The sequence below is a fragment of the Corynebacterium hylobatis genome, assembly GCF_003955685.1.
In the GTDB taxonomy this organism is placed as follows: domain Bacteria; phylum Actinomycetota; class Actinomycetes; order Mycobacteriales; family Mycobacteriaceae; genus Corynebacterium; species Corynebacterium hylobatis.
Genome location: NZ_RXHJ01000006.1, coordinates 144,616 through 165,618, shown reverse-complemented (window position 1 = coordinate 165,618; position 21,003 = coordinate 144,616). Strand labels below are relative to the sequence as shown.

At 65.1% G+C, this 21,003-nt stretch carries 18 protein-coding genes and 1 pseudogene; 13 read left to right on the top strand and 6 right to left on the bottom strand.

Annotation, left to right across the window (positions count from 1 at the left end; all coding sequences use genetic code 11):
* Window positions 1–140 precede the first annotated feature (140 nt).
* From amn to EAH68_RS06475, 6 genes are all read left to right on the top strand, one after another.
* Window positions 141–1,553 carry an AMP nucleosidase gene (gene amn, locus EAH68_RS06500; RefSeq protein WP_126120513.1) on the top strand — a complete coding sequence of 471 codons (1,413 nt, stop codon included), beginning with the start codon at window positions 141–143 and terminating at the stop codon, window positions 1,551–1,553.
* A gap of 10 nt (window positions 1,554–1,563) precedes the next feature.
* Complete coding sequence (locus EAH68_RS06495; protein ID WP_126120512.1) at window positions 1,564–1,971, top strand: carboxymuconolactone decarboxylase family protein; 408 nt, start codon at window positions 1,564–1,566, stop codon at window positions 1,969–1,971.
* A 204-nt stretch (window positions 1,972–2,175) separates the two neighbouring features.
* Complete coding sequence (locus EAH68_RS06490; RefSeq protein ID WP_126120511.1) at window positions 2,176–2,931, top strand: Rossmann-like domain-containing protein; 756 nt, start codon at window positions 2,176–2,178, stop codon at window positions 2,929–2,931.
* A gap of 33 nt (window positions 2,932–2,964) precedes the next feature.
* A complete protein-coding gene (locus tag EAH68_RS06485) occupies window positions 2,965–4,104 on the top strand; it encodes an ABC transporter substrate-binding protein (protein WP_126120510.1) in 1,140 nt (379 codons plus the stop codon).
* Window positions 4,088–5,206, top strand: a complete 1,119-nt coding sequence (locus tag EAH68_RS06480; RefSeq protein ID WP_126120509.1) for a FecCD family ABC transporter permease — start codon at window positions 4,088–4,090, stop codon at window positions 5,204–5,206. The genes EAH68_RS06485 and EAH68_RS06480 overlap by 17 nt, the downstream gene beginning before the upstream one ends.
* Entirely contained in the window at window positions 5,206–6,006 is an 801-nt protein-coding gene (locus tag EAH68_RS06475; RefSeq protein ID WP_126120508.1) for an ABC transporter ATP-binding protein, read from the top strand. Before EAH68_RS06480 ends, EAH68_RS06475 begins: the two co-directional genes overlap by 1 nt.
* A 131-nt stretch (window positions 6,007–6,137) precedes the next feature.
* Here EAH68_RS06475 and EAH68_RS06470 read toward each other — a convergent pair whose 3' ends face one another.
* From EAH68_RS06470 to EAH68_RS06460, 3 genes and pseudogenes are all read right to left on the bottom strand, one after another.
* Window positions 6,138–6,440: an addiction module antidote protein gene (locus EAH68_RS06470; protein WP_126120507.1), complete on the bottom strand. Its 303-nt coding sequence runs from the start codon at window positions 6,438–6,440 to the stop codon at window positions 6,138–6,140.
* A 253-nt stretch (window positions 6,441–6,693) separates the two neighbouring features.
* The gene (locus EAH68_RS06465; protein WP_126120506.1) at window positions 6,694–7,386 is read right to left on the bottom strand and encodes a DUF3800 domain-containing protein; all 693 of its coding nucleotides are present in this window, start codon (window positions 7,384–7,386) and stop codon (window positions 6,694–6,696) included.
* Between the two features lie 154 nt (window positions 7,387–7,540).
* Window positions 7,541–7,894 (bottom strand): annotated as a pseudogene (locus tag EAH68_RS06460) (restriction endonuclease); the annotation flags it as partial.
* Between the two features lie 343 nt (window positions 7,895–8,237).
* On the opposite strand from EAH68_RS06460, the gene EAH68_RS06455 reads away from it, so the two are divergent.
* The 5 genes from EAH68_RS06455 (at window position 8,238) to EAH68_RS06435 (ending at window position 16,314) form a co-directional block, all read left to right on the top strand.
* Window positions 8,238–9,710: a DUF3375 domain-containing protein gene (locus tag EAH68_RS06455; protein WP_126120505.1), complete on the top strand. Its 1,473-nt coding sequence runs from the start codon at window positions 8,238–8,240 to the stop codon at window positions 9,708–9,710.
* Window positions 9,707–10,345: a DUF4194 domain-containing protein gene (locus EAH68_RS06450; protein ID WP_126120504.1), complete on the top strand. Its 639-nt coding sequence runs from the start codon at window positions 9,707–9,709 to the stop codon at window positions 10,343–10,345. Before EAH68_RS06455 ends, EAH68_RS06450 begins: the two co-directional genes overlap by 4 nt.
* Window positions 10,342–13,659 (top strand): ATP-binding protein, encoded by a 3,318-nt coding sequence (locus EAH68_RS06445; RefSeq protein WP_126120503.1) that lies wholly within the window; start codon window positions 10,342–10,344, stop codon window positions 13,657–13,659. Before EAH68_RS06450 ends, EAH68_RS06445 begins: the two co-directional genes overlap by 4 nt.
* 1 nt (window position 13,660) lies before the next feature.
* Window positions 13,661–14,776 (top strand): Wadjet anti-phage system protein JetD domain-containing protein, encoded by a 1,116-nt coding sequence (locus EAH68_RS06440; RefSeq protein WP_126120502.1) that lies wholly within the window; start codon window positions 13,661–13,663, stop codon window positions 14,774–14,776.
* 137 nt (window positions 14,777–14,913) lie between these two features.
* Entirely contained in the window at window positions 14,914–16,314 is a 1,401-nt protein-coding gene (locus EAH68_RS06435) for an MFS transporter (protein ID WP_126120501.1), read from the top strand.
* A 127-nt stretch (window positions 16,315–16,441) separates the two neighbouring features.
* Here EAH68_RS06435 and EAH68_RS06430 read toward each other — a convergent pair whose 3' ends face one another.
* The gene (locus tag EAH68_RS06430) at window positions 16,442–17,023 is read right to left on the bottom strand and encodes a TetR/AcrR family transcriptional regulator (RefSeq protein ID WP_126120500.1); all 582 of its coding nucleotides are present in this window, start codon (window positions 17,021–17,023) and stop codon (window positions 16,442–16,444) included.
* A gap of 139 nt (window positions 17,024–17,162) precedes the next feature.
* On the opposite strand from EAH68_RS06430, the gene EAH68_RS06425 reads away from it, so the two are divergent.
* Window positions 17,163–18,383 carry an acetyl-CoA C-acyltransferase gene (locus EAH68_RS06425; RefSeq protein ID WP_126120499.1) on the top strand — a complete coding sequence of 407 codons (1,221 nt, stop codon included), beginning with the start codon at window positions 17,163–17,165 and terminating at the stop codon, window positions 18,381–18,383.
* Window positions 18,384–18,388: 5 nt separating this feature from the next.
* Window positions 18,389–18,814, top strand: a complete 426-nt coding sequence (locus EAH68_RS06420) for a hotdog fold thioesterase (RefSeq protein WP_206436365.1) — start codon at window positions 18,389–18,391, stop codon at window positions 18,812–18,814.
* 108 nt (window positions 18,815–18,922) lie between these two features.
* Here the strand turns inward: EAH68_RS06420 and EAH68_RS06415 are convergent, their stop codons facing one another.
* Entirely contained in the window at window positions 18,923–19,939 is a 1,017-nt protein-coding gene (locus EAH68_RS06415; protein WP_126120497.1) for a dihydrodipicolinate synthase family protein, read from the bottom strand.
* 15 nt (window positions 19,940–19,954) lie between these two features.
* Window positions 19,955–20,965 carry an ornithine cyclodeaminase family protein gene (locus EAH68_RS06410; RefSeq protein WP_126120496.1) on the bottom strand — a complete coding sequence of 337 codons (1,011 nt, stop codon included), beginning with the start codon at window positions 20,963–20,965 and terminating at the stop codon, window positions 19,955–19,957.
* Between the last annotated feature and the right edge of the window lie 38 nt (window positions 20,966–21,003).

Genomic DNA, 21,003 nt, shown 5'->3' with positions numbered 1-21,003 from the left:
CCTGGGCCGGGGCATTGTACATGGTCACAGGAATATTGTGTGGGGTTCGGTATGGAATTGTTGTGTAGTGTTCTCCGGTTCGCCACGGTCGGGTCTTCCGGCCCGGGCAGATGTCCGGGTTCGTCATTAGGCTGGCCGTCATGTACCAGGTTTTCGACGTGGACGAGGCCGTCGACGGCCTCGTCGAGCTCTACGACCACGCGACCGCGCTCGCCCGGACGATCCTGGATGAAGGGACCTACGACGAGTATCGCGACGTCGTCTACCCCAAGCTCATCGTGGACGTGAAGCAGTGGCGGCCCATCGACCGCTCCGAGCCCTTCGGCTATGTCGACGAGGCCGGCCGCTATTCCGCGACGCTGTCCAAACCGCACATCATCCGGGACTACCTGCACGACCAGCTCAGCCGGCTGACCCACAACTATCCCTGTGACATCTACATCGGCCCCTCCGACCAGCGCATCCCGCCGGAGTACATCCGCGGCATCGAGGGCATCACCGAGGCCCGCCGCGCCGGGGACAGTGCCGCGGAGATCCCGCGCCCGACGCTCGACCACGTCCATGATGCGATCGTCGACGGGGAATGGGAGGCCTTCCACGGTCCGGAGAAGCCGTTGTTCCACTTCGGTCCGCAGCGTTTCGACATCGCGTGTGCCCGCATCGAGCACTACACCGGTATCGAGGTGGAGACCGTCCAACGGTTCATCCTGTTCACCAACTACGACATGCACACCGCCGAGTTCGTGAAGTTCGGACTGACGGAACTGGCCACCGAGGGCTCCCGCTACACCGACCTCGTGCTGCCCTCCGGGCTGCAGATCAGCCGGGACCGGGCCTCGCTGATCACCATCGCGGATCTGGATCTCGGTTCCCGCTACCAGATGCCGCGCTATGACCTGTGCACCCGTGACGGTGACGGCATCACCATGATCAACATCGGGGTGGGCCCCTCCAACGCGAAGACCATCACCGACTGCCTGGCTGTCCTGCGCCCGGAGGCGTGGATCATGATCGGCCACTGCGCCGGCATGGACGGACGCATGCGCATGGGGGATCTCATCCTGGGCAACGCCTACCAGCGCCAGGACAGCATCCTCGACCGGCACATCTCCCGCAGCATCCCCATCCCGGCCGTGCCCGAGGTACAGATCGCTCTCGAAGCGGCGGTGGAGGAGATCTACGGTGACGACAACTCCCTCATGCGCACCGGCACCGTCCTGTCCACCGCCGACCGCAACTGGGAATGGCACACCCCACGCGACCTGTGGGACTGGCTCAAGGGCTCGACTGCCGCGGCCGTGGACATGGAGTCCAGCGCCCTGGCCGCTAACGGTTACCGCTACCGGGTGCCCTACGGCAGCCTGCTCTCGGTCTCTGACCTGCCGCTGCACGCCGTGCCCAAGCTGCCGGCCCAGGCGCAGGCCTTCTACTCCAACTCCAAGCAGGCCCACGTCATGTGCGCGGTGCGTGCCGTGGAGTCGCTCGCGGAGGACCCGGAACGACTGCGCACCCGCAAGCTGCGCCGGACGATGGGCGAGGTGCCCTTCCGGTAGCTTCAGTGCCATGACTGAGCAGAATCACGCTGACGGCCGTTTCGACGAGGGTATCCGGATCCGCCGGGAGGTGATGGGCGATGATTTCGTGGACGCTGCGCTGTCCCGCAACGCGGGCACCGATGGGGAGGACCTGCAGTGTCACCTCACCGAGACAGTGTGGGGTTCGGTGTGGAACCGCCCCGGCCTGGACAAACGCGACCGCAGCCTGCTGAACATCGGCATGCTCATCGCCCTGCGCGCCACCGAGGAACTGCGCGGGCATGTGCGCGGTGGACTGCGCAACGGTCTCACGCGCGAGGAGATCACCGAGGCCGTCATCCACGCCTCCGGTTACTGCGGTGCGCCGGCTGCGCTCTCCGCGATGAAGGTGGTCCAGGAGGTTCTGGTCGAGGAGCTCGGGCCGTTGGGGGAGTAGCCCTCTGCTTATCGACGCCCGCGCTCCCGCGGCGCGCGAGCGGGTGTAACCCCTCCACTACACCCTTGTGACGGAACTTTCCATGGGATATCTTCAGGATCTAGATAGGTCAGCCTTGCCTAACCCAACCATGTCCTGGTGGGGCAGGCACTCTGCGGAGTCGCGGCTGGCCTGTCCTTCAATTCGCCGATGGAAGAGGTTCGCGTGGGAGATCCCTGGAAGATTTATGATGAGCTGATCGACGGGATCCCACCAGAACCGACGGTTGCGGCTGCCTCCGTGGGCCTGCGCTGGTCCCGGATCCTGTCCTCGGAAGATGGCCTGGGAATGGGCCTGACCTTCGGGGAACAGTCCCGCCCGGCGCTCTATGAGGAGCCCAGCTTCGTCGGTGCCCCGCTGCGTGAGGTCGCCGCCCTGGTGAAGAGCTGGAATTTCGCGGAGGCCGCGCTCGGCCTGGCCGCTGTCAACGCCTGGTACTCCCAGCCGGAGACCGCCGAGCAGAACGGCTTCGTGGCCAGCGACGTCAACCTGTGGCAGCAGGTCTTCCACCCTTATTCGGAGGCGGTGGCGGGCAAGAAGGTCTCCGTCATCGGACATTTCCCCTTCGCCCCGGAACCGCTCGCGCAGGCCGCGGAACTACGCATGCTGGAGCGCAACACCAAGCCGGGGGACTACCCGGATCCGGCCGCCGAGTACCTGCTCCCGGACAGTGACTTCGTGTTCATCTCCGGTTCCGCCTTCGTGAACAAGACGATGCCCCGGCTGCTGGAACTCTCCCGCAACGCCACCACGGTCCTCGTCGGCCCCTCCACCACGCTGAGCCCGATTCTCTTCGAGCATGGCGTTGATGTGCTCACCGGCTTCGTCGCCAAGGATCCCGAGCAGCTTTTCGACGCAGTCGGCAACATCACCCTCAGCGGCATGTACGACCACGGCCAGCGCGTCCAGCAGCAGGCCTGAGAACCCTCCCTCCCCAGACCCAAGGAAAATGACATGAAGTTCAGGATGAAGCACATTGCTGCGCTGACCATGGGCAGCGCACTGCTTCTGGCAGGCTGCTCGGACACCGGCACCACCTCCAACGGCAGCAGCGAGACCACCACGACGACCGCCCAGTCGGCGCAGAGCCGCACCGTCACCGACCACTCTGGCGCGGAGGTCACCATCCCCGCGGAGATCAACGCCGTGGCCTTCGAGCAGATCCCCCTGCTGTCCACCTACGTCGCCTACTTCGACGGTGAGGCCCCCAACGTTGTCGCCACCTCGGAGCGGCTGATCAACATGATGGACGAGACCATCCTCGCCGACATCGCCCCGGAGGCCCTGGAGGTGGACACCTCCTTTGACAAGCAGGGCACCATCAACGCCGAGACCCTGCTGGGTATCGGCCCGGACCTGATCTTCAACAACGCCCGCAACCAGGACAGCCGCAGCGCTATGGAAGCCGTCGGCCTGGACGTCGTCGGCTTTGACACCCTCGGCACCCCCACCGACACCTACGTGAAGTGGCTGCGCCTGCTCGAGGACGTCTACGGCGAGCCCGGCAAGATGGACGACAAGATCGCCTATGGCGAGGACCTCATTAACGACGCCGAGGCACGCGTCGCCGCGGTTCCCGAGGACGAGAAGCGCACCGCGCTGGTGGTCATGCAGACCAACCAGGGCATGCTCGTTGTCGCCGGCGGCCAGGACGGCTGGTTCACGGACGGCTGGGCCGAGAGCATGAACTTCATCAACGCCACCGCCGATTCCGAGCAGGGCCAGATGCCGGTGAACGCCGAGCAGCTGCTGGCCTGGGACCCGGACGTCATCTTCGTCACCGGCAAGGGGCAGAGCTCCATGACCGCCGCCGAGATCCTCAACAACGAAATCGAGGGTATCGACCTCTCCGGTCTCAGCGCTGTCCAGAACGGTGAGGTCTACTCCACGGAACTGGGCATGTGGAACTGGTTCACCCCCAACCCGGACGCGCCCGTCGTGGCCAACTGGCTGGGCTCCCGCCTGTACCCGGAGCAGTTCGAGGACGTCGACCTGGTTCAGATGACGCAGGACTACTACGAGCAGATGTACGGCCACGAGGTCAGTGCGGACCGCGCGGCCCAGATCATTGATCCCGATGCTGACCTACGCTGAAACCCGATCGACTGAACAGGTTCCCGTGGCCGCCTCAGCGGCGACCGGGCGCCGCCGAACCGCGGCCGGGCGAGGATGGACGGAGGCCTTCGTCGTCTCCGGCAGGCTGCGGGCCTGGTTCGTCATCGTGCTGTGGCTGCTGCTCATCACCTGCGCGCTCATCTCCGTCATGGCCGGCCGCTACAGCATCAGCCTGCCGGAGATCATCCGCGCCCTCGGCGACTCGTTGAGCGGTCAGGAATTCACCGATGACCGCGTGGGCTCCGTCCTCTTCGGTGTCCGCTTCCCCCGGACGGTGCTGGCCATCTTCGTCGGCGCCGGACTGGCCGTGGCGGGTGCCGCCTTCCAGTCGGTGTTCTCCAACCCGCTGGCCACCCCGGACACCCTGGGTGTCTCGGCGGGCACCTCCGTCGGAGCGGTCCTCGCCCTCATCTTCAGCTGGAACCTGCTCGGTGTGCAGGCACTGGCCCTGCTCTTCGGCCTGCTGGCCATGGCCGTCACCGTCAGCATCGCCCGGCACCGGGGGAAGACCTCCATCGTCATGCTCGTGCTGGCCGGGGTCATCGTCTCCGCGATCGCCAACGCGGTCATCTCCATGCTCAAGCTCATGGCGGATCCGACCTCCAAGCTCCCGGAGATCACCTACTGGCTCATGGGCTCCCTGGCGGGCGTCTCCTTCAGCTCCATCGCGCTGGGGGTGCCGCTCATCGTGCTGGGCACCCTCGGCATCTACCTGCTGCGCTGGCGCCTCAACGTGCTCGCACTCTCGGAGGATGAGGCCCGCGCGGCAGGGCTCAACATCCGGGTGCTGCGCCCCCTGGTCATCGCGTGTGCCACGCTCATCACCGCCTCGGTGGTGTCCATGTGTGGGCAGGTCGGCTGGATCGGCCTGCTCGTCCCGCACTGCGCCCGCATGCTCGTGGGCAACAACAACCGGCTGGTCATCCCCGTCTCCCTGCTGCTGGGGGCGGCCATGATGCTGCTCATCGACACCCTGGCACGCACCATGACGGCCTCCGAGATCCCGATCTCCGTGCTCACTGCCCTCATCGGTGCCCCGGTGTTCATCCTGCTGCTGCGCAAGACCGGAGGCAACTGGTAATGGCTCTTCAGGTCAAGGGCGGTACCTTCCGCTACCCGCTGAGCCGGGAACCCATCCTCGAGGACATCAACTTCCGCGTGGAACCCGGCGAGCTGTTGGCCATCCTCGGACCCAACGGTGCGGGGAAGACCACCCTCATGCGCGCCATGACCGGGCTGCAGCAGTGGAGTAGCGGCCACACCGAGATCGACGGGGCGAACCTCAAGGACATGAGCCCCCGGGAGATCGGGCGGACCATCGCCTACGTCCCACAGGCCCGCTCTGCGGTGAGCCTCTCCCTGTCGGGCCTGGACATGGTGACCATCGGTCGTGCCGCGCACCTGGGCATGTTCGCTCAGCCCGGACCGGAGGAGGAGGCGATGGCGTGGGAGACGCTGGCGTCGATAGGCGCGGAACACCTGGCGGACATGCCCTGCGGGAACATGTCCGGCGGACAGTTCCAGATGATCCTCATCGCCCGTGCGCTCATCGCGGAACCGAGGATCATGGTTCTCGACGAGCCCGAGACCGGCCTGGACTTCCACAACCAGATGGTGGTGCTCAACCTCCTGCAGCACCTCGTGCGGGAGCGGAACCTGGTGGTCGTGATGAACACCCACTACCCGGCGCACGCCATCCGCATCGCCGACAAGATCATCCTCATCGGCCGTGACCACCGCGCCCGGTTCGGTCCGGTGGACGAGGTCATGACGGAGGAGAACCTCGGCGACATCTTCGACGTCGACCTGCGGATCTCCGATATCGAGCACGGTGACCGGCGGGTACCGACGGTGACAGCGGTTGATGTGCGACCGCGGTAGTTATCGACTCACCCTGCTGCGACGGAGACTGTGCAAGTAACTCTGAAGCGCAGTGGTGGAGCCAGACTTGCCATGGGCAGAAAGGATGCTGATGGCTGCCAGCCATGCCAGGCCTTCCGGCTCATGTTTCTTCAGGCAGCTGCCTCGAAGCGCAGGCGGAGTCCGAGAACCCGCGAGACTTTGATGAAGGTAGAAAGGCTGGGGTTTCCGTCGCCAGACAGCGCCTTATAGAGGCCCTCCCGGCTGATTCCGGCCTCCTGGGCGATCTGGCTGAAGTTGCGTGAGCGTGCGATCGTTCCGAGGGCGCGTGCGATAGCGGAGGCATCGTCGGGGTATTCATCGATGATTGCTTCCAGATAAGCGGCGACATCGTCCACAGTATTCAGATAGTCCGCGGCATTGAAAGGCTCAAAAGTCTCATCGGTGCTGTTCATGGGTGTTCTCCTTTTCCGTGCCGCCAGGTCTCGGCGATGACGTGGGCGGCGTGGATGTCGGACGCCTGAGTGGATTATCCCCCCGGCTCAAAGTCGGTTAGCTGCGTCAAATATGTGTATCTACCTGCGGAAACATTCCGGAAAGTGTTGACAATCGGGGTGGTTATCAGCTAGAATTCGAGGAACAAAGGTTCCACCCTGCTGATAAGAGCCCCTGGGCTCTCCGGTCCGCCGGTAGGCAGGGTGGTCGCTTTTATAGAGGCCGAGACCAGTATCGGGTGTTTCCATTTCGGAAGAGGTTGAACTGTGTCCACCGGCCGTTTCGCTGAAGAGCCTCACAGTACTGGGGATCTTTGTGTTCGATGTTCCGAAACCACGACCAGGAAAAATAGTCTGCGATCTGGCCGTTCAGGTCTTGTTTGACGGGATGGAAAAGGACCCGGTACGGGATCGGCAGCGTAGCAAGCTCCGGCTTGAGAAGTTTGAGGAAGGCGTCCTGCTTCTTTCCTGTCAGTACCGAATCGAAGATCAGCACAACCTGGTCATAATCTGCCAACGTGTGGGTTGAGCTGATCCACCGGCCCATGGATTTTCCGAATTGCCCGAGCAGGGCGATCTCATTCTGGAGCGCTGGTGCCGTGAACGCCTTATCAATCCACAGGGTGTGAATCCTGATGGTCTCAATATCGACGATGGTATCAATCACGCGTTTTCGGGTTCCGCGCGAATTATAAGTCGCATGAAATTCCAGATCGGTGCTGCCAGAGGCAAGCAGAGAGTATTTCAATTCCTGCATTGCAGCTGCTGAGCTCTGGGGACTGTCGGTGTACACGGCGGACAAGATGAAATGCTGGGAGGCTTTCCGACCGAACTGCAGGTCCCCTGATTCATCCATGAACACATGCAGAGTTCTGCGGTGATCTTCTTCAACTGCCGTTCCCGTCATAATGTTCGATTATAGGCTATGGGGTTCGGGGCATTACGGGTAAAAATCTGCCTTGGTAGCGCATTCAATGATTCTCCGAGAAGGTTGGAAGAAGATATTCGAAACTTCATGCCACCTCTCCGGTTTCCTGCTGGCGAGCTGCTGGCTGTTCCGCCTATTCGAAGAAGTCCTCATCCACCTCCACCACGTTGACCACCTGCTGGACCTGTACGCCGACGCCGTAGCGGATCATCAGGCGGGCCAGCCGGGGGCCGTCGATGAGCACGACGCGGACGTTGAGGCTCTCCGCGTACTGCTCGGCACCTGTGGTGAACTGTGCGGTGGTGAGGAAGGCACCTTGGTTGGCCTGCACCCCGTGGAGGGCTCCCACGAAGGCCTGGATCTCCGGTCGGCCCACCCTGCTGGTCAGTGCGTAGCGTTTGGCCTGCACGTAGATGCGGCTGAGACCCAGGGCGTCCTGGTCGATGATCCAGTCGATTTCACCGTCGTTGCTCAGTTGGGTGCGGGTCGCCTTGCCCAGCACGCCACGACGGCATGACCCGACTCTTCAACGGGTCTACGTCCCGTCGACCCTGGGTTCCTTCCTGCGGTCGTTTGCCTTCGGGCATATCCGGCACCTCGAGGCGATCGCCCCCGATGTGAGACGGTTGCAGATCGGGAAGTGCCAGAAAGGTCATATGTCGATTTCGGCCTAAAAAATAAACATATTGAACCGATATGTTTATTTCATCGACCTATGTGGACGTATCCCATGTTTCACGTGAAACCTCCTCACGGGCCGGGGTTGGGGAGGGGCGTCGATAAGCACCGTGCCTGCGAGAGCAGAGCCCTTTTCTGGAATAGTCAGTGCCATGAGTCTGGTCTCCCATGCGTTGGGCTTCGCCCGCTTCCGACGGGAATCGCCGGTGATGGCGCTGCTGCGCAGCGAGAACCTGCCGGTGGTGCTGGCCGTGGTCGCGCAGTACTTCCCGCAGGGTGCGTTGGCACGCCCGGCGCACGAGGTCTACACGCTGCTGGATGAGGGGCTGCGTCAGCTGCGCGGTGAAGGTTTCGGTCTGCCGAAGGGACCGCAGGACTATGTCGGTGACTGGGTGCGCAGCGGTTGGCTGGTGCGTCGCCCCGGCACCTCACGGACCGGTGAGACCCTGGAGCCGAGCGAGGACGTGCTGGCGGTGCTCGACGCCCTGCAGCGCTGGGACAGCCCGCACCGTGCGGTCTCCGCTTCCCGTATTGAATCGCTCTCCCAGGCGTTGCAGACCCTGGCGCGGGAATCCGACCCGGATGTGGGCCGACGTCTCGGCGAGCTGGAACGTCAGCGTGAGGAGATCGCGCACCTCATCGAGGCCACCCACCGCGGTGAATTCGAGGTGCTGTCCACCACGCAGATCACGGAGCGGATGGCCGACATCCTGGATCTGGCGTCCGCCATCCCCGCGGATTTTGCCCGGGTGCGCCATGAGCTCGGGGACCTCAACCGTCAGCTGCGCCGGCAGCTGCTGGACCCGGAGGATTCCCGCGGGAACGTGCTCGAGGAGATCTTCCGCGGCGTGGACCTGATCGGCGATTCGGATGCCGGCCGTAGCTTCAACAGTTTCTTCGAGGTGCTGCTCGACCGGGAACGCTCCGCCCTCGTCGACCGGTGGATCGCCGAGGTGCTGGGACGCGACGCCGCTGAGGAGGTCCCCGAGCATCTCCGCGTCGGCCTGTACCGGCTCTTCCGCGACATGGAGGAGGCCAGCTATGAGGTCAGCCAGGAGATGACCGGCCTGGCCCGGAGTCTGCGCCACTACGTCACCACCGAGGAGTTCGCGGAGAACCGTCGGATGGTGCAGCTGTTGCGCGCCACCCGGCACGTCGCAGCCGAGGCCGCGCAGGAGGGTTCGGTCAGCGCGCTCAACCAGATGGAGACCCCGCTGGTGCGCATCGGCATGCAGCTGCGCTCGGTGGCGGCACTGCGCCTGCGCAACCCCGGGGAGGAACGCGTCGAGGAGACCCCCGTGCAGGTCGAAGAGGTGGAACTGGATGCCGGGGTCCTCATGGAGCAGATCCGGGCCAGCGAGATTGATTTTGAAGAACTGGAAGGGGCCGTCGCCACGGCCCTGGCGCAGCAGCCGACGGCCACCATCGCGCAGATCCTGGAGCTGACCCCGGCGACCCAGGGCCTGGCCAGCGTTGTCGGTCTGCTGTACTTGGCCATGACCCGCGGCGTGTCCACGGGGCAGGCGCAGACCGTGCAGTGGGAGGATGCGGGAGAACAGCGGCGCGCGCGGATCAGCGGCTGGCAGTTCCACCGCGGCACGGAAGAGGAGACTGAAGAACCATGAGCACCCCGATGTGGCCGGAGGACACCGGCACCCTGTCGTATCATTCCCGCCGCGCCCTGGTGCAGCTGCTCAAGGGGCCGATGTCCACGGCCCAGGATCACCCGCAGGTGTGGCAGGCCATCGTCAGTGATGAGGGGGCGCTGCGTTCCTGCCTACACAACGTCTTCCTGGAGCTGGTGCTCGACGAGGACGCCGGCATCGCCTTCTCCCGGGCCGCGGCCGGCGGGCAGGACGTGGACACCGGCGACGGAAGACGCGAACCGATGCCGAAGGTGCTGCGCACCGAATCGCTCAGCCACACCGACACCCTGATCATCCTGCACCTGCGCCAGGAGCTGGCCCTGGCGGCACCGGGGGAGCGGGTGATCGTGGACCGCGGGGAACTGCGCGAGCAGGTGCTGCTCTACCGGGTGGACACGGAACGCGATGAGACGAAACTGGGCAAACGTTTCGACGCGGCCTTCCGCCGCATGGGGGAGTACTCACTCGTCCACGCCACGGAGACCGAGGGGCGTTTCGAGGTCTCGCCCGCGCTGCGCCAGATCTTCGACGCCGCCACCGTCGAGGGCGTGCGCGCCGAATACGAACGCTACCGGAACGCCGGCAGTGCCCAAGACACCGAGGAGCAGCAGTGAGTGTCCACCCCGGCCAGTACCGGCTCTCCCGGATCCAGCTGATCAACTGGGGGACCTTCGAGGGCAGCGTGGACATCCCCGTCGCCCGGGAGGGATTCCTCATCACCGGTGGTTCCGGTTCGGGCAAGTCCACGCTCATCGACGCGATCACCGCCGTCCTCCTGCCGGGTGACCGGGTGCGTTTCAACGCCGCCGCCCAGGCGAACACCCCGCGCGGCAAGGGCCGCAACCTCGTCTCCTACATCCGGGGTGCGTGGCGTTCCCGGGAGGACCACGCCTCCGGCACCGTGGTGGCGACCTATCTGCGTCCGAAGGCCACCTACTCGGTGGTGGGTCTGACCTACGACGACGGGGAAGGCACCGCCCACACCCTGGTGGCGATGTTCTACCTGAAGTCCGGGCACAATTCCCCGGCCGAGGTGGCGCGTTTCTACGGGCTCATCCCCGGTGACCACACGGTCTTCGGCCTGGTGGAGCACCTGGGCAGCGGCATCGACAAACGGCGGATCAAGGCGGCCCACAAGCAGGCCACCTTCTCCGAGAACCACTCCGTGTTCGCGGGGAAGTTCCGGCAGCGCCTGGGCATCGCCAGCGAGGAGGCCCAGTACCTGCTGCACCGGGCGCAGTCCGCCAAGGACCTGCAGAGCCTGGACGATCTCTTCCGCGACTACATGCTGGAAGAACCCGCCACCTTCGGCTTCGCGGATACCGCGGTCGAGCAGTTCCGGGACCTGGAGGGCGCCTACGAGAAGGTTGAAGACATCAAGGCGCAGGTGGCGGCCCTGGAACCGCTGGTGGGGTTGCAGCGGAGGAAGGAGGAGGCGCGCACCAGCAGGGCGCACGCGCTGACGCTGAAGCAGGCTCTGCCAGCGGTGGGCAACCGCATCAAACGCGGCGAGCAGGAGGCGCTGGTCCGCCGCTACACCGTGGAACACGATGAGGCGGCCTCCCGGCTGGAGTCCGCGGAGCAGCGGCGCACCCACGCCGAGGAGATGGAACGCATCGCCCGCAACGCGGTGGAGCAGACCCTCGGAGCGAAACACGGTGAGCTGAGCGCACGCCTCGATGCCGCGGCCGAGCGCCTGGACCGCGCCGAGGCGAACCGCGCGGAACTCGCGGCCGCTGTCGAAGGAATCGGGGGTGTGCCCCCGGAGGTGGCCGAGGATTTCCTGGTGCTGGGCAATGACGCCCGCGTGATCACCGCTGAACACGCAGCCGCCCGAACCGCCCTGGACACCGTCAGCGAGGAGGCCGTCGCCGCCCGCACCCGCGCCACCGATGAACACGAGGCCGCAGAACGCGAACTCAACGCGCTCAGCCGCGGCAGCAGCAACATCGACTCCCGCCTGCTGGAGGTCCGCGAGCGCATGTGCCACGACCTGGGCCTGAACACCCGGGACGTGCCCTTCGCCGGGGAACTCATCGACCCCGTCGACGCGGAATGGGAACCGGTGGTCCAGCGCCTGCTCGGCGGCCTGGCCGCCACACTGCTCGTCCAGGACGAGGCCCTCCCGCGCATCCGCGACTGGATCGACGCCGAACACCTCGGCACCCGCCTGGTGGTCAACGGCGTGCACACCACCGAGGAGTACTCCACCCCACGGCTGGCGCACAACGCCCTGCCCCGGAAGGTTGAGGTCATCGACTCACCCTTCCAGGCCTGGCTGCAGGCGGAACTCGGCCGACGCCACAACATCCTCTGCGTGGACAGCCCGGCCGACTTCGCGGACCTGCGCCCCCAGGATGATGCGGTGACCCTGCGGGGCCTGCGCCGGCACGCCCGCCGCACGGGCGATACCACCGAGCGCCTGGAGAAGGACGACCGGCGCCGCCTGGGCGACCGCTCCACCTACCGCCTCGGCTCCACCAACCACGAGAAGATCGAGCTGCTGCGCCAGCAGGTCCGGCAGGCGGCAGGGAAGATGCAGTCCGCCGTCCACCGGCAGCAGGAGGCCAAGGCGCGGATCGATGTCCTGGATAAGGAACTGCGCGCCGCGGAGCTGATCCTGCGCACCTCCTGGGCCCAGGTGGACACCGCCACCGTGCGGCAGGCCCTGGCGGACCTGGACCAGGCCCTGCAGGAGCTGCAGACCACCCCGGAGGCCGCGGAACTCAGCGCACGTCTTGAGGCTGCGACGACGGAACTGGCAGCGGCCCGGGAACAGTGGAACCAGGCGCACCGCGACGAATCCGTTGCCGCGAACCAGCAGGCCTCCGCCCTGCAGGAACTCGAGCGCCTGCGGAAGATCCCGACGACCGAGGTCGAGGAGGCAGTCGCCCGCGAGGTGGAGAAGCGGCTCGCCGAAACCACCCGCCGCATCCACGCCGGCAACGTCGACGAGCGCACCAACGCGCTGCGGGAGGAACTCGACGCGGAGATCGACACCTTCAACACCACCCTCAGCCGCACTGACACCCAGATCACCTCCACCTTGAGCGGCTACCTGCAGAAATGGCCCGCCGAGCAGGCCGACATCCTGCCCCAGCCCGAGTACATCGGCGAGGCCCTCAACCGCCTCGGGGCCCTGCGTGGAGACCGCCTGGCGGAATTCACCGCCCGCTTCCTCGGCCTGATGAACGACATGTCCACCCGCAACCTCGGCCAGATCGCCCGGGCCCTGCGCAACGCGCGCCGGGAGATCGAGGAACGCATCGACCCGATCAACCACTCCCTGGAACGCTCCGAGTTCAACACCGACCGTTTCCTGCACATCCAGGTCCGCGACCGGCGCGGAGAGGTGGTCCAGGACTTCCAGCGCGACCTCGACGAGGCCGTCAGTGGTGGCCTGGGCACGGACGATGAGAAGCAGGCCTTCGCCCGCTACCAGGTCATCGCCGCGCTCATCCGGCGCCTGGGCTCGCAGGATTCCGCGGATGTCCGTTGGCGGAAGCTGGTGCTGGACACCCGCCGCCACGTCAGCTTCATCGGCATCGAACGCGACCGTGAGGGCACCACGATCAACACCTATGTCGACTCCTCCTCGCTGTCAGGTGGGCAGGCCCAGAAGCTGGTCTTCTTCTGCCTGGCCGCCGCGCTGCGTTACCAGCTGGCCGAACCCGGCGCCCAGTACCCGACCTATGCCACGGTGATCCTCGACGAGGCCTTCGACCGCGCCGACCCCGCCTTCACCCGGCAGACCATGGATGTCTTCGCCAGCTTCGGTTTCCACATGGTGCTGGCCACCCCGCTCAAGCTCATCCAGACCCTCGGCCGCTATGTCGGGGCGACGATCGTGGTCGACTACCGGGAGGCCCCCGACGAGCGCGGGGAGATCCGCGGTACCTCCCGGTACTCCCGCATCGACGCGGTCTGAGATGCTCCCGCTTATCGACGCCCGCTCCCGCGCCCTCCGCCACCTCCGCTCCCGCGAGCGCGAGCTGCTCGCCGGGGACTTCGAGGGTTACGGTTTTCCGCTGCGCCCGCCGACTGCCGCGCAGGCCGCGGCGGATGTGTCGGCCACGCAGGAGTTCATCCGCCAGTGGCAGGGCGTGGCCGGTGTGGAGACCGCGGTGCGCAACTGGTCGACGGTGGGCCTGGGCCGTCAGGAGGTGCCGGTGCGCCTGCAGCTGGACACGGTGGAGCGGCTGGTTGATTTCGTCGGCTGCCGGGAGGAATGGGACGGGCTGGTGCAGCGCCGGGATCTGCTGGTGTCGGTGACCGGTTCGCTGCCCGCGGTGCTGGCTGCCCTGCCGCTGTGGCGCGGGGTGGCGGTGGTGGATCTGCACCTGGCGGTGGAGGTGCTGGCCTGGTTCGAGGCGCACCCAGCCTCCGGTGTGCTGCCCCGGGCGGTGGTCGTGGAAGGGGTGCACACCAAGTGGCTGGAGCAGCACCGCACGCTGGTGGAGACACTGCTGGCTGCCCGCCGCGGCGAGGTCGGCCGCGCGGAGCTGGGCCTTGCCGAGCCGGAGGGGCGGGTACGTCTGCGTTTCCCCGCAGGGCAGGGGCCGGGCGGGCTCAGCGACGTCGAGGTGGTCTTCTCTGAACTGCCTGGGATTCCGGTCCCGCGGGCGGTGGTCATGGTGGAGAACCTGGAGTCCTTCCTGGCCCTGCCTGTCCCGGACCGGGTGGTGTTGGCCTGGGGCGCCGGTTACCGGGCCACCGACATTGTGCGCGAGCCCTTCTTCCACGCCGCGCCCCTGATCTACTGGGGTGACCTGGACACCGACGGCTACGGGATCCTCGACGGCGTCCGCGGGGCAGTTCCTGAGACGAGATCGGTGCTCATGGACCGCGCGACGGTGCAGCGGTGGCAACACATGGGAGTGCCCGACCGCGATTTCCAGCCGCGGGTCTATGAGCGGCTGAGCGCCGCGGAGCTGGCCAGCCTGGAGGCCCTCATCGAGGCCGGCCACCTGCGGATTGAGCAGGAGCGGATCCGTTTCGACGTCGCCGTGGCGTCGGTGGCGGAGGTCGTGCGGGGCTGCGGGTAGGTCGACCTGATCGCAGGCCCTAGATATTTTCTGAATTTTGGAAAATTGCCTCTTCCAATTCGATTCGAAACGTATAGTATTGCATTACGTTGTGACGCAGGTCATGACGACCGGAATCGAAAGGGAAAGGTCCCGCCATGACTGCTGCTCCAGTAGAACGGCGTAACATCGCCGAAGTCATCGAATCTGCTGGCCTCACCAGACGCCACTGGCTCTATTTCATCCTCATTTTCTTCCTGCTCATGGCAGACGGCATGGATTCGACCATCGTCAGCCACATCTTCCCCTCGCTGATCAAGGAGTGGGGGGTGTCCATCGGTGGGGGCATCGCCTTGATCGTGTCTGGGGGCTTCCTGGCCATGGGGCTGGGTTCTTTCCTGGCCGGCCGGTTGGCGGACCGGTGGGGGCGCAAGAGCATTCTGGTGGTCGCCGGTCTGCTGCTCTCTTTCGGAACAATTTTCGGGGGGACCGCCAACAACCTGAACGCGTTCACCCTGTGGCGTTTCATCGCCTGTGTGGGCATCGGTGCGGTGCTGCCGACTGCGGTCACGCTTCTCGCTGACCTGGTGCCGGAGCGGCGTCGCGGCGCGATGATTGCCGCCGCCTACGCCGGGCTCGGGTTGGGCACCACCGTCGGTGCCACTCTGGCTGGTTTTATCCTGCCCACGCAGGGCTGGCGGACGCTCCTGATCATCGGGGGAGTGGTCCCCCTCGTGCTCACGCTCCTGATCTGGATCGGCATGCCCGAATCGCCCGGGTTCCTGGCTGCCCGGGGTGAGATGGCGAAGGCACGCCGCTCCCTCAGTCGCCTGCTGCCGCGGCTCGATGTCAGTTCGGTCGAGTTCTTCGTACCGGATGTAGAGGAGCTCAGCAGGGGAACCCTGCGGCGTCTGCTGACCCGGCCCTTCACGCTGACCACTCTGCTGCTCTGGGCCTTCGGCTTCGTGTCCCTGGGAACCCAGTTGCTCGTTATCCAGTACCTCCCGACCCTGCTCCAGCTTCCCGTGCCCGGCCTCACCACCGTCCAGAGCAGCACCATCGTCGCTCTCTACGGATTCGCGAGCGTCCTGAGCCTTCTGTTGCTGGGCGCGGTTCTGGCCAAGTGGCACCACTTCGGGGTCATCGCCCTGTGTCTGGCCTGCTCTGCGCTCGTGGCGGTGATCGTCAGCTTCGTCAATGACGCCGGTTTCATCCCCCTGGCGGTCGCTTTGACCGCGGCTGGTTTCTTCCTCCCCGCCGCGTTGGGCCCGACCCGCAATATCCTGGCGGTTGACTCCTATCCCACGGACATGCGGGCGACGGGTGTGGGCACGACCGAATTTAGCGCCCGCCTGGGCTCTGCCGGTCAGGGTGCGCTCGGTGGAGTCATCATCGGTGCGGGTCTGGGACTGAGCGGCTTCTTCCTGGCGTTGCTCGTTCCGTTTGGGATCCTCGGGCTGGCGCTCGCCGGTCTCAAGATGCTGGCTCGGCCCCCCAAGGTCGCCCCCGTGGAGCAGGCTCCTGCGCGGGATCAGGAGAGTGTACTCTTCACCTCGTAGGGGTCTGCTTCCCGACGGCCGAGTCCGTACTGGCCGGCCGTGACCTGCTCTGTTATGAAAGTCCGTGGACCCTGCCGCCATCATGGTGGCAGGGTCCACGACCTTAGTGGCGCTCCCGGTGGTCCGCTCAATTCCGGCTGCGGACCCCTTCCATGGCGATGTCGAAGTGGCTATGGGCCCAGTCCCGGTCAAGGGGGCCGGACTGCAGGAGAAGGCGGAAATAGATCGGTGCGTAGAGGATGTCTGCTATCTCGCGGGAGGAGATGTCGTTCCGGATCACACCTTCTGACTGGGCGCGATGAATGAGTGAGGTGGCGGTTTCCAGACGGTTGAGCCAGAACCGGTCCTTGAACTCCTTCATCGCCTCCGGGTCATGCTGGCATTCGGCAATCAGCTGCGCGACCAGGCGCCCCTCACCGGTCCCATAGACTTCCGCGACTGACCCGAGATGGTCCCGTAGTGAATCGACAGCGGGCAGTTCCTCATTGAAGGGTGTGCGGGCCACATGGTGCTCGAGAAAGCTGTCGATCACCACGGCCACTTTGCTGGGCCACCAGCGGTAGATGGTCGTCTTGCTGACACCGGCTTCCCGGGCGATCCGCTCAATGGAGAGCTTCTGCAGGGAAAATCCCTCCCCATCCTCGGGATTCACGAGGGCCATGGTGGCGTTGAGGATCGCCTGATGACTTTCTTCGCTTCTGAGTGCCATGTTCTGACCTTATCCTTCCTGCTGATCCGTATGAAACGAACGTAGCCCTGGAACGGGGTGATGGTTAGGAGTAAGCTAACAGTTCGAAACGTATCGAATTGAAAGGGCGGTTGCCTGCCCTGGAAGGAACACGAAGAATATGGTTACCACTCTTGCGCCCCACGACGCCGTCATCGTGGCATATCAACGCACACCCTTCGGCAAGGCCCGGAAGGGAACGCTCGCCGGAGAGCGACCGGAGGATCTGGCCCGAGCTGCGGTGTCTGCTGTGATGCTCTCAATTCCTGCCCTGGGCAGGGCGAGCGTGGATGATTTCTATCTCGGCACCGCAGTGCCGGAAGGCGCCCAGGGTGACAACATCGCCCGACGGGTGGCCGTTCTGTCCGACAGGGACCAACTCGCCGGCGTGACCATCAACCGCTTCTGCGCATCCTCTCTTGAAGCTGTATCCGCCGGAGCCAGGGCAATCAAAGCCGGGGACGGAGACATCTACCTGGTGGGAGGCGTGGAATCCACCTCGACGACCCCTCCCGTCACCACCAGTCCTTACCCGGGAATGGAAGCGGAGGCCTCCCGCACCCGGCGCATTCTCGAGTCCGGTGAGAGATGGTGTGATCCCCGGGAAACCGGTGAGCTGCCCGACCTCTACATCCCCATGGGGGCCACTGCTGAGTTCGTGGCCCGGACCACGGGTACCACCAGGAAGGAGCAGGATGAATGGGCCCTGCTGTCGCAGCAGCGGACCACCCGGGCCATCGAGCAGGGATTCTTCACCCAGGAGATCCTGCCCTATGAGCGTGCTGACGGCACAGTGGTCCAGACTGATGACGGCCCTCGGCCCAGCACCACGATGGAGGGCCTGGCGGCCCTGCGCCCTGCCTTCCTGGAGGGCGGGACGGTAACCGCCGGTAACGCCAGCCCGCTCAATGACGGAGCCTCTGCCGCAGTGCTCATGAGCGCGCGGCGCGCCGAGGAGCTGGACATCACTCCGTTGGCACGTGTGTTGGGGACCGCCGCGACAGGACTGTCGCCGGAGATCATGGGCCTTGGGCCGATCGGTGCCTCCGAGAAGGTGCTGAAGCGGCTGGGAATGACAATCAACGACATCGACCTCATCGAACTCAATGAGGCTTTCGCAGCACAGGTGGTGCCGGTTGTGCGTGGCCTGTCAGCGGATCCGGAGAAGGTCAATGTCCATGGCGGTGCCATCGCCATCGGTCATCCTTTCGGGGCTACCGGCGTCCGTCTGGTGGGCACCTTGATGAATGGACTGCGCTCCACGGACGGATCCCTTGGCCTCGCTACTCTGTGCGTAGGTGGCGGCCAGGGCATGGCCATGGTGATTGAGAGGCTGGCATGAGTGGAATGGCTGAGAGGGACTCCGACCAGGTCAACGATAGTTTCGTGACGGAGATGCTTGAGGCGGACCAGAGCCGTGAACGCCTGGGCATCTGGGGTACGGAGGTGGGTCAGGGTCAGGCCACGGCCCACCTGACGGTGGAGTCCGACATGATCAACGGCATCGAGGTGATCCACGGCGGCTTCGTGTTCTCCCTGGCCGACTATGCCTTCGCCTGCGCCGCCAATTCTGTCCTGTCACGGGTGGCCACGGTGGATGCGCAGATTTCCTTTCTCTCCCCTGCCAGGGCAGGGGAGATTCTCGTGGCGGAGGCCGTCGTCTCTTTCAGCGGTGGGCGCCGAATCATCGTGGACGTCACGGTACGCAGTGGGGAACGCACCATCGCTCTGTTCCGCGGTACGGGCAGGACCACGGGGGAGCCCTCCACCTAGATGGGCCCGCCTGGTGCGGGCCGCTGACACTGGACAGGTCTGAGAAGAAGGGAAGCGGCTCCGGGGCCACCAGGAAACCTGGTGGCCCCGGAGCCGTGAGAGGAACGTTTAGGGTGAGACACGACCCTTCACGAATTCCTCATCCGGCAGATCCGTGACAGGCAGGCCTGAGGCGATCAGACCCGCACGCAGCTGCTTCATGAAGCGGTCAGGCAGCTTGGATGACGGCGGGCGCAGGGCACCACCGTTGAAGCCGGCCAGCCATTCCTGGTACTTCCACTGGGTGCGGTTGATGGTGTTGGTACCCGGGGTGGAGGTGGAGGAGACGGACGTGTTGGCCGCGCGGGCAGGCTGGACCTTCCAATACAACTCCATGGCCTTCTCCCACTGACCGGTCCGGGCCAGTTCGAAGGCGCGTGGATAGTAATCGCCCATCCAGTGGGTGTTTGCGGTGCCCGAGAACTGCAGGTCCAGCTGGGACATGAGCGGGATTGTGTCGGCCTCGATGGGACAGGAGATGATGACCTCCTCCCGGAAGTGGTGATACATCTCCATCAGGCCCGGGATGCCGGGGTAACCCTGTTCCGCCTTGATGGCCACGATGCTTGGCATGGCGTCAAGCACTCGATGGACGAAATCGACGCTCATGCCTGCCGGGTGGATGCGCTCGAAGCCCCAGGCGGGCAAAGGGAAGAGCATGGTGGCGAGGTCAGTGCTGTCAGTGAATTTCTTGGTGTAGTCAAAGACCTCGTCGTAGGAGGTCGGCCAGAAGGAGGCGGGGTAGGCAAGCAGGGCGCGGTCGGCTCCGGCCTTGGCGGCGAGGTTGGCGGCGTGGATGTTCTCCTCAAGGGTGCCGAAGATGGCGTGGAAGAACAGGCCGAAATCAGGGCCGGCGGCCTCACGTGCGATCTCAGTGATGCGCGCGTTCTCCTCCGGGGTGACATTCACCTCGGCGACCAGGAGGGAGCCCGTGTAACCGAGTTCCTTCAGGCGCAGAATGTCATGGCGGATCGCGTTCTCATTGATAGCTGAGAAATCAGGGGTGTACGAGGGGTGGGTCACGGCCACGGTGCCCTTGAAGTTCTCCCGGGCCCAGGCCCGTGCTTCAGTCTTGGTGTAATCCATGGTTTTCTCCTTCAATTATTTGCGGGTGGTGACAATGGTGGTAGCCAGGGGGACGCCCCGGCCCTGTGTGCGTGCCCGGTTTACGAGCATCTCCGCGACGACGATGTCCTGGAGGCCGGAACCCGTTGACTTGTAGATACGGATGCCGCGCTGGGTGTCGATCGGTGCCTTGCCCCGCAGGGCATCGTTCAGGGTGATAACCTTCGATGTCAGGTCCACGCCCTCTGTCTGGGCCGCGATCATGTCGCCACTGTCGTGGACCACTTCGTCGTAGGTGTCCACGACAATGGTGGTGGCCCGTTCGATCAGGTCGACGGGAAGCTCGCGCTGACCTGCGGTGGTAGAGCCGATGGAGATGACGGTCGCGTCATCCCCGACATGGCGGGACTCGATGATGGGTATCTCGTCCCGGGAACGGGCTGCACAGAGGATCAGGTCAGCACCTTCAGAGGCAGCCGCCGCCGAGGAGACGGCTGTGGCCGATGCTCCGTCGAGACCGTTGAAATCCCGGGCGAAAGCCTCCCGGTTGGCCTCGGTCGGGCTAAACACCCGGATGGAGGAGAATCGGGCGATGTGTGACAGCGCCTGCAGGTGGGATCGGGCCTCGAATCCGGAGCCGATGACTCCCACGGTCAGGGATCTGTCCGGGACGATTGTTGACGTCCCGACGGCCGTGGTGGCTGCTGTCCGCAACCCGGTCACCCGGTTGCCGTCCAACAGTGCCACCAGCTCGGCGGTCTCCTTGTCGAAGAGGGTGATCAGGTAGCTCACCGAGAGACCGGAGGCGAAGCTGCCGACGATGGATTTGGCACCAAAGAGTCGACCTGAAGACGGAACGGACGGCATGATGCGCATCCACTCCTGCTCAGACTGGGCGAAGATGCGTCCGGGGGTGCGACCCTCCTCCTCGAGTATGCAGTAGGCGTCCCGGACCGCCTCCATGGCGGCGCGGACATCGGACAGTTCAGCGATGTCGGTATCGCTGAGGAACAGTGGGGGTCTAGGGGAGAGAACTTGCTCGGTCATGCCACTCCTCAGGTGTGAAGGGACCGGTATCTGGATGG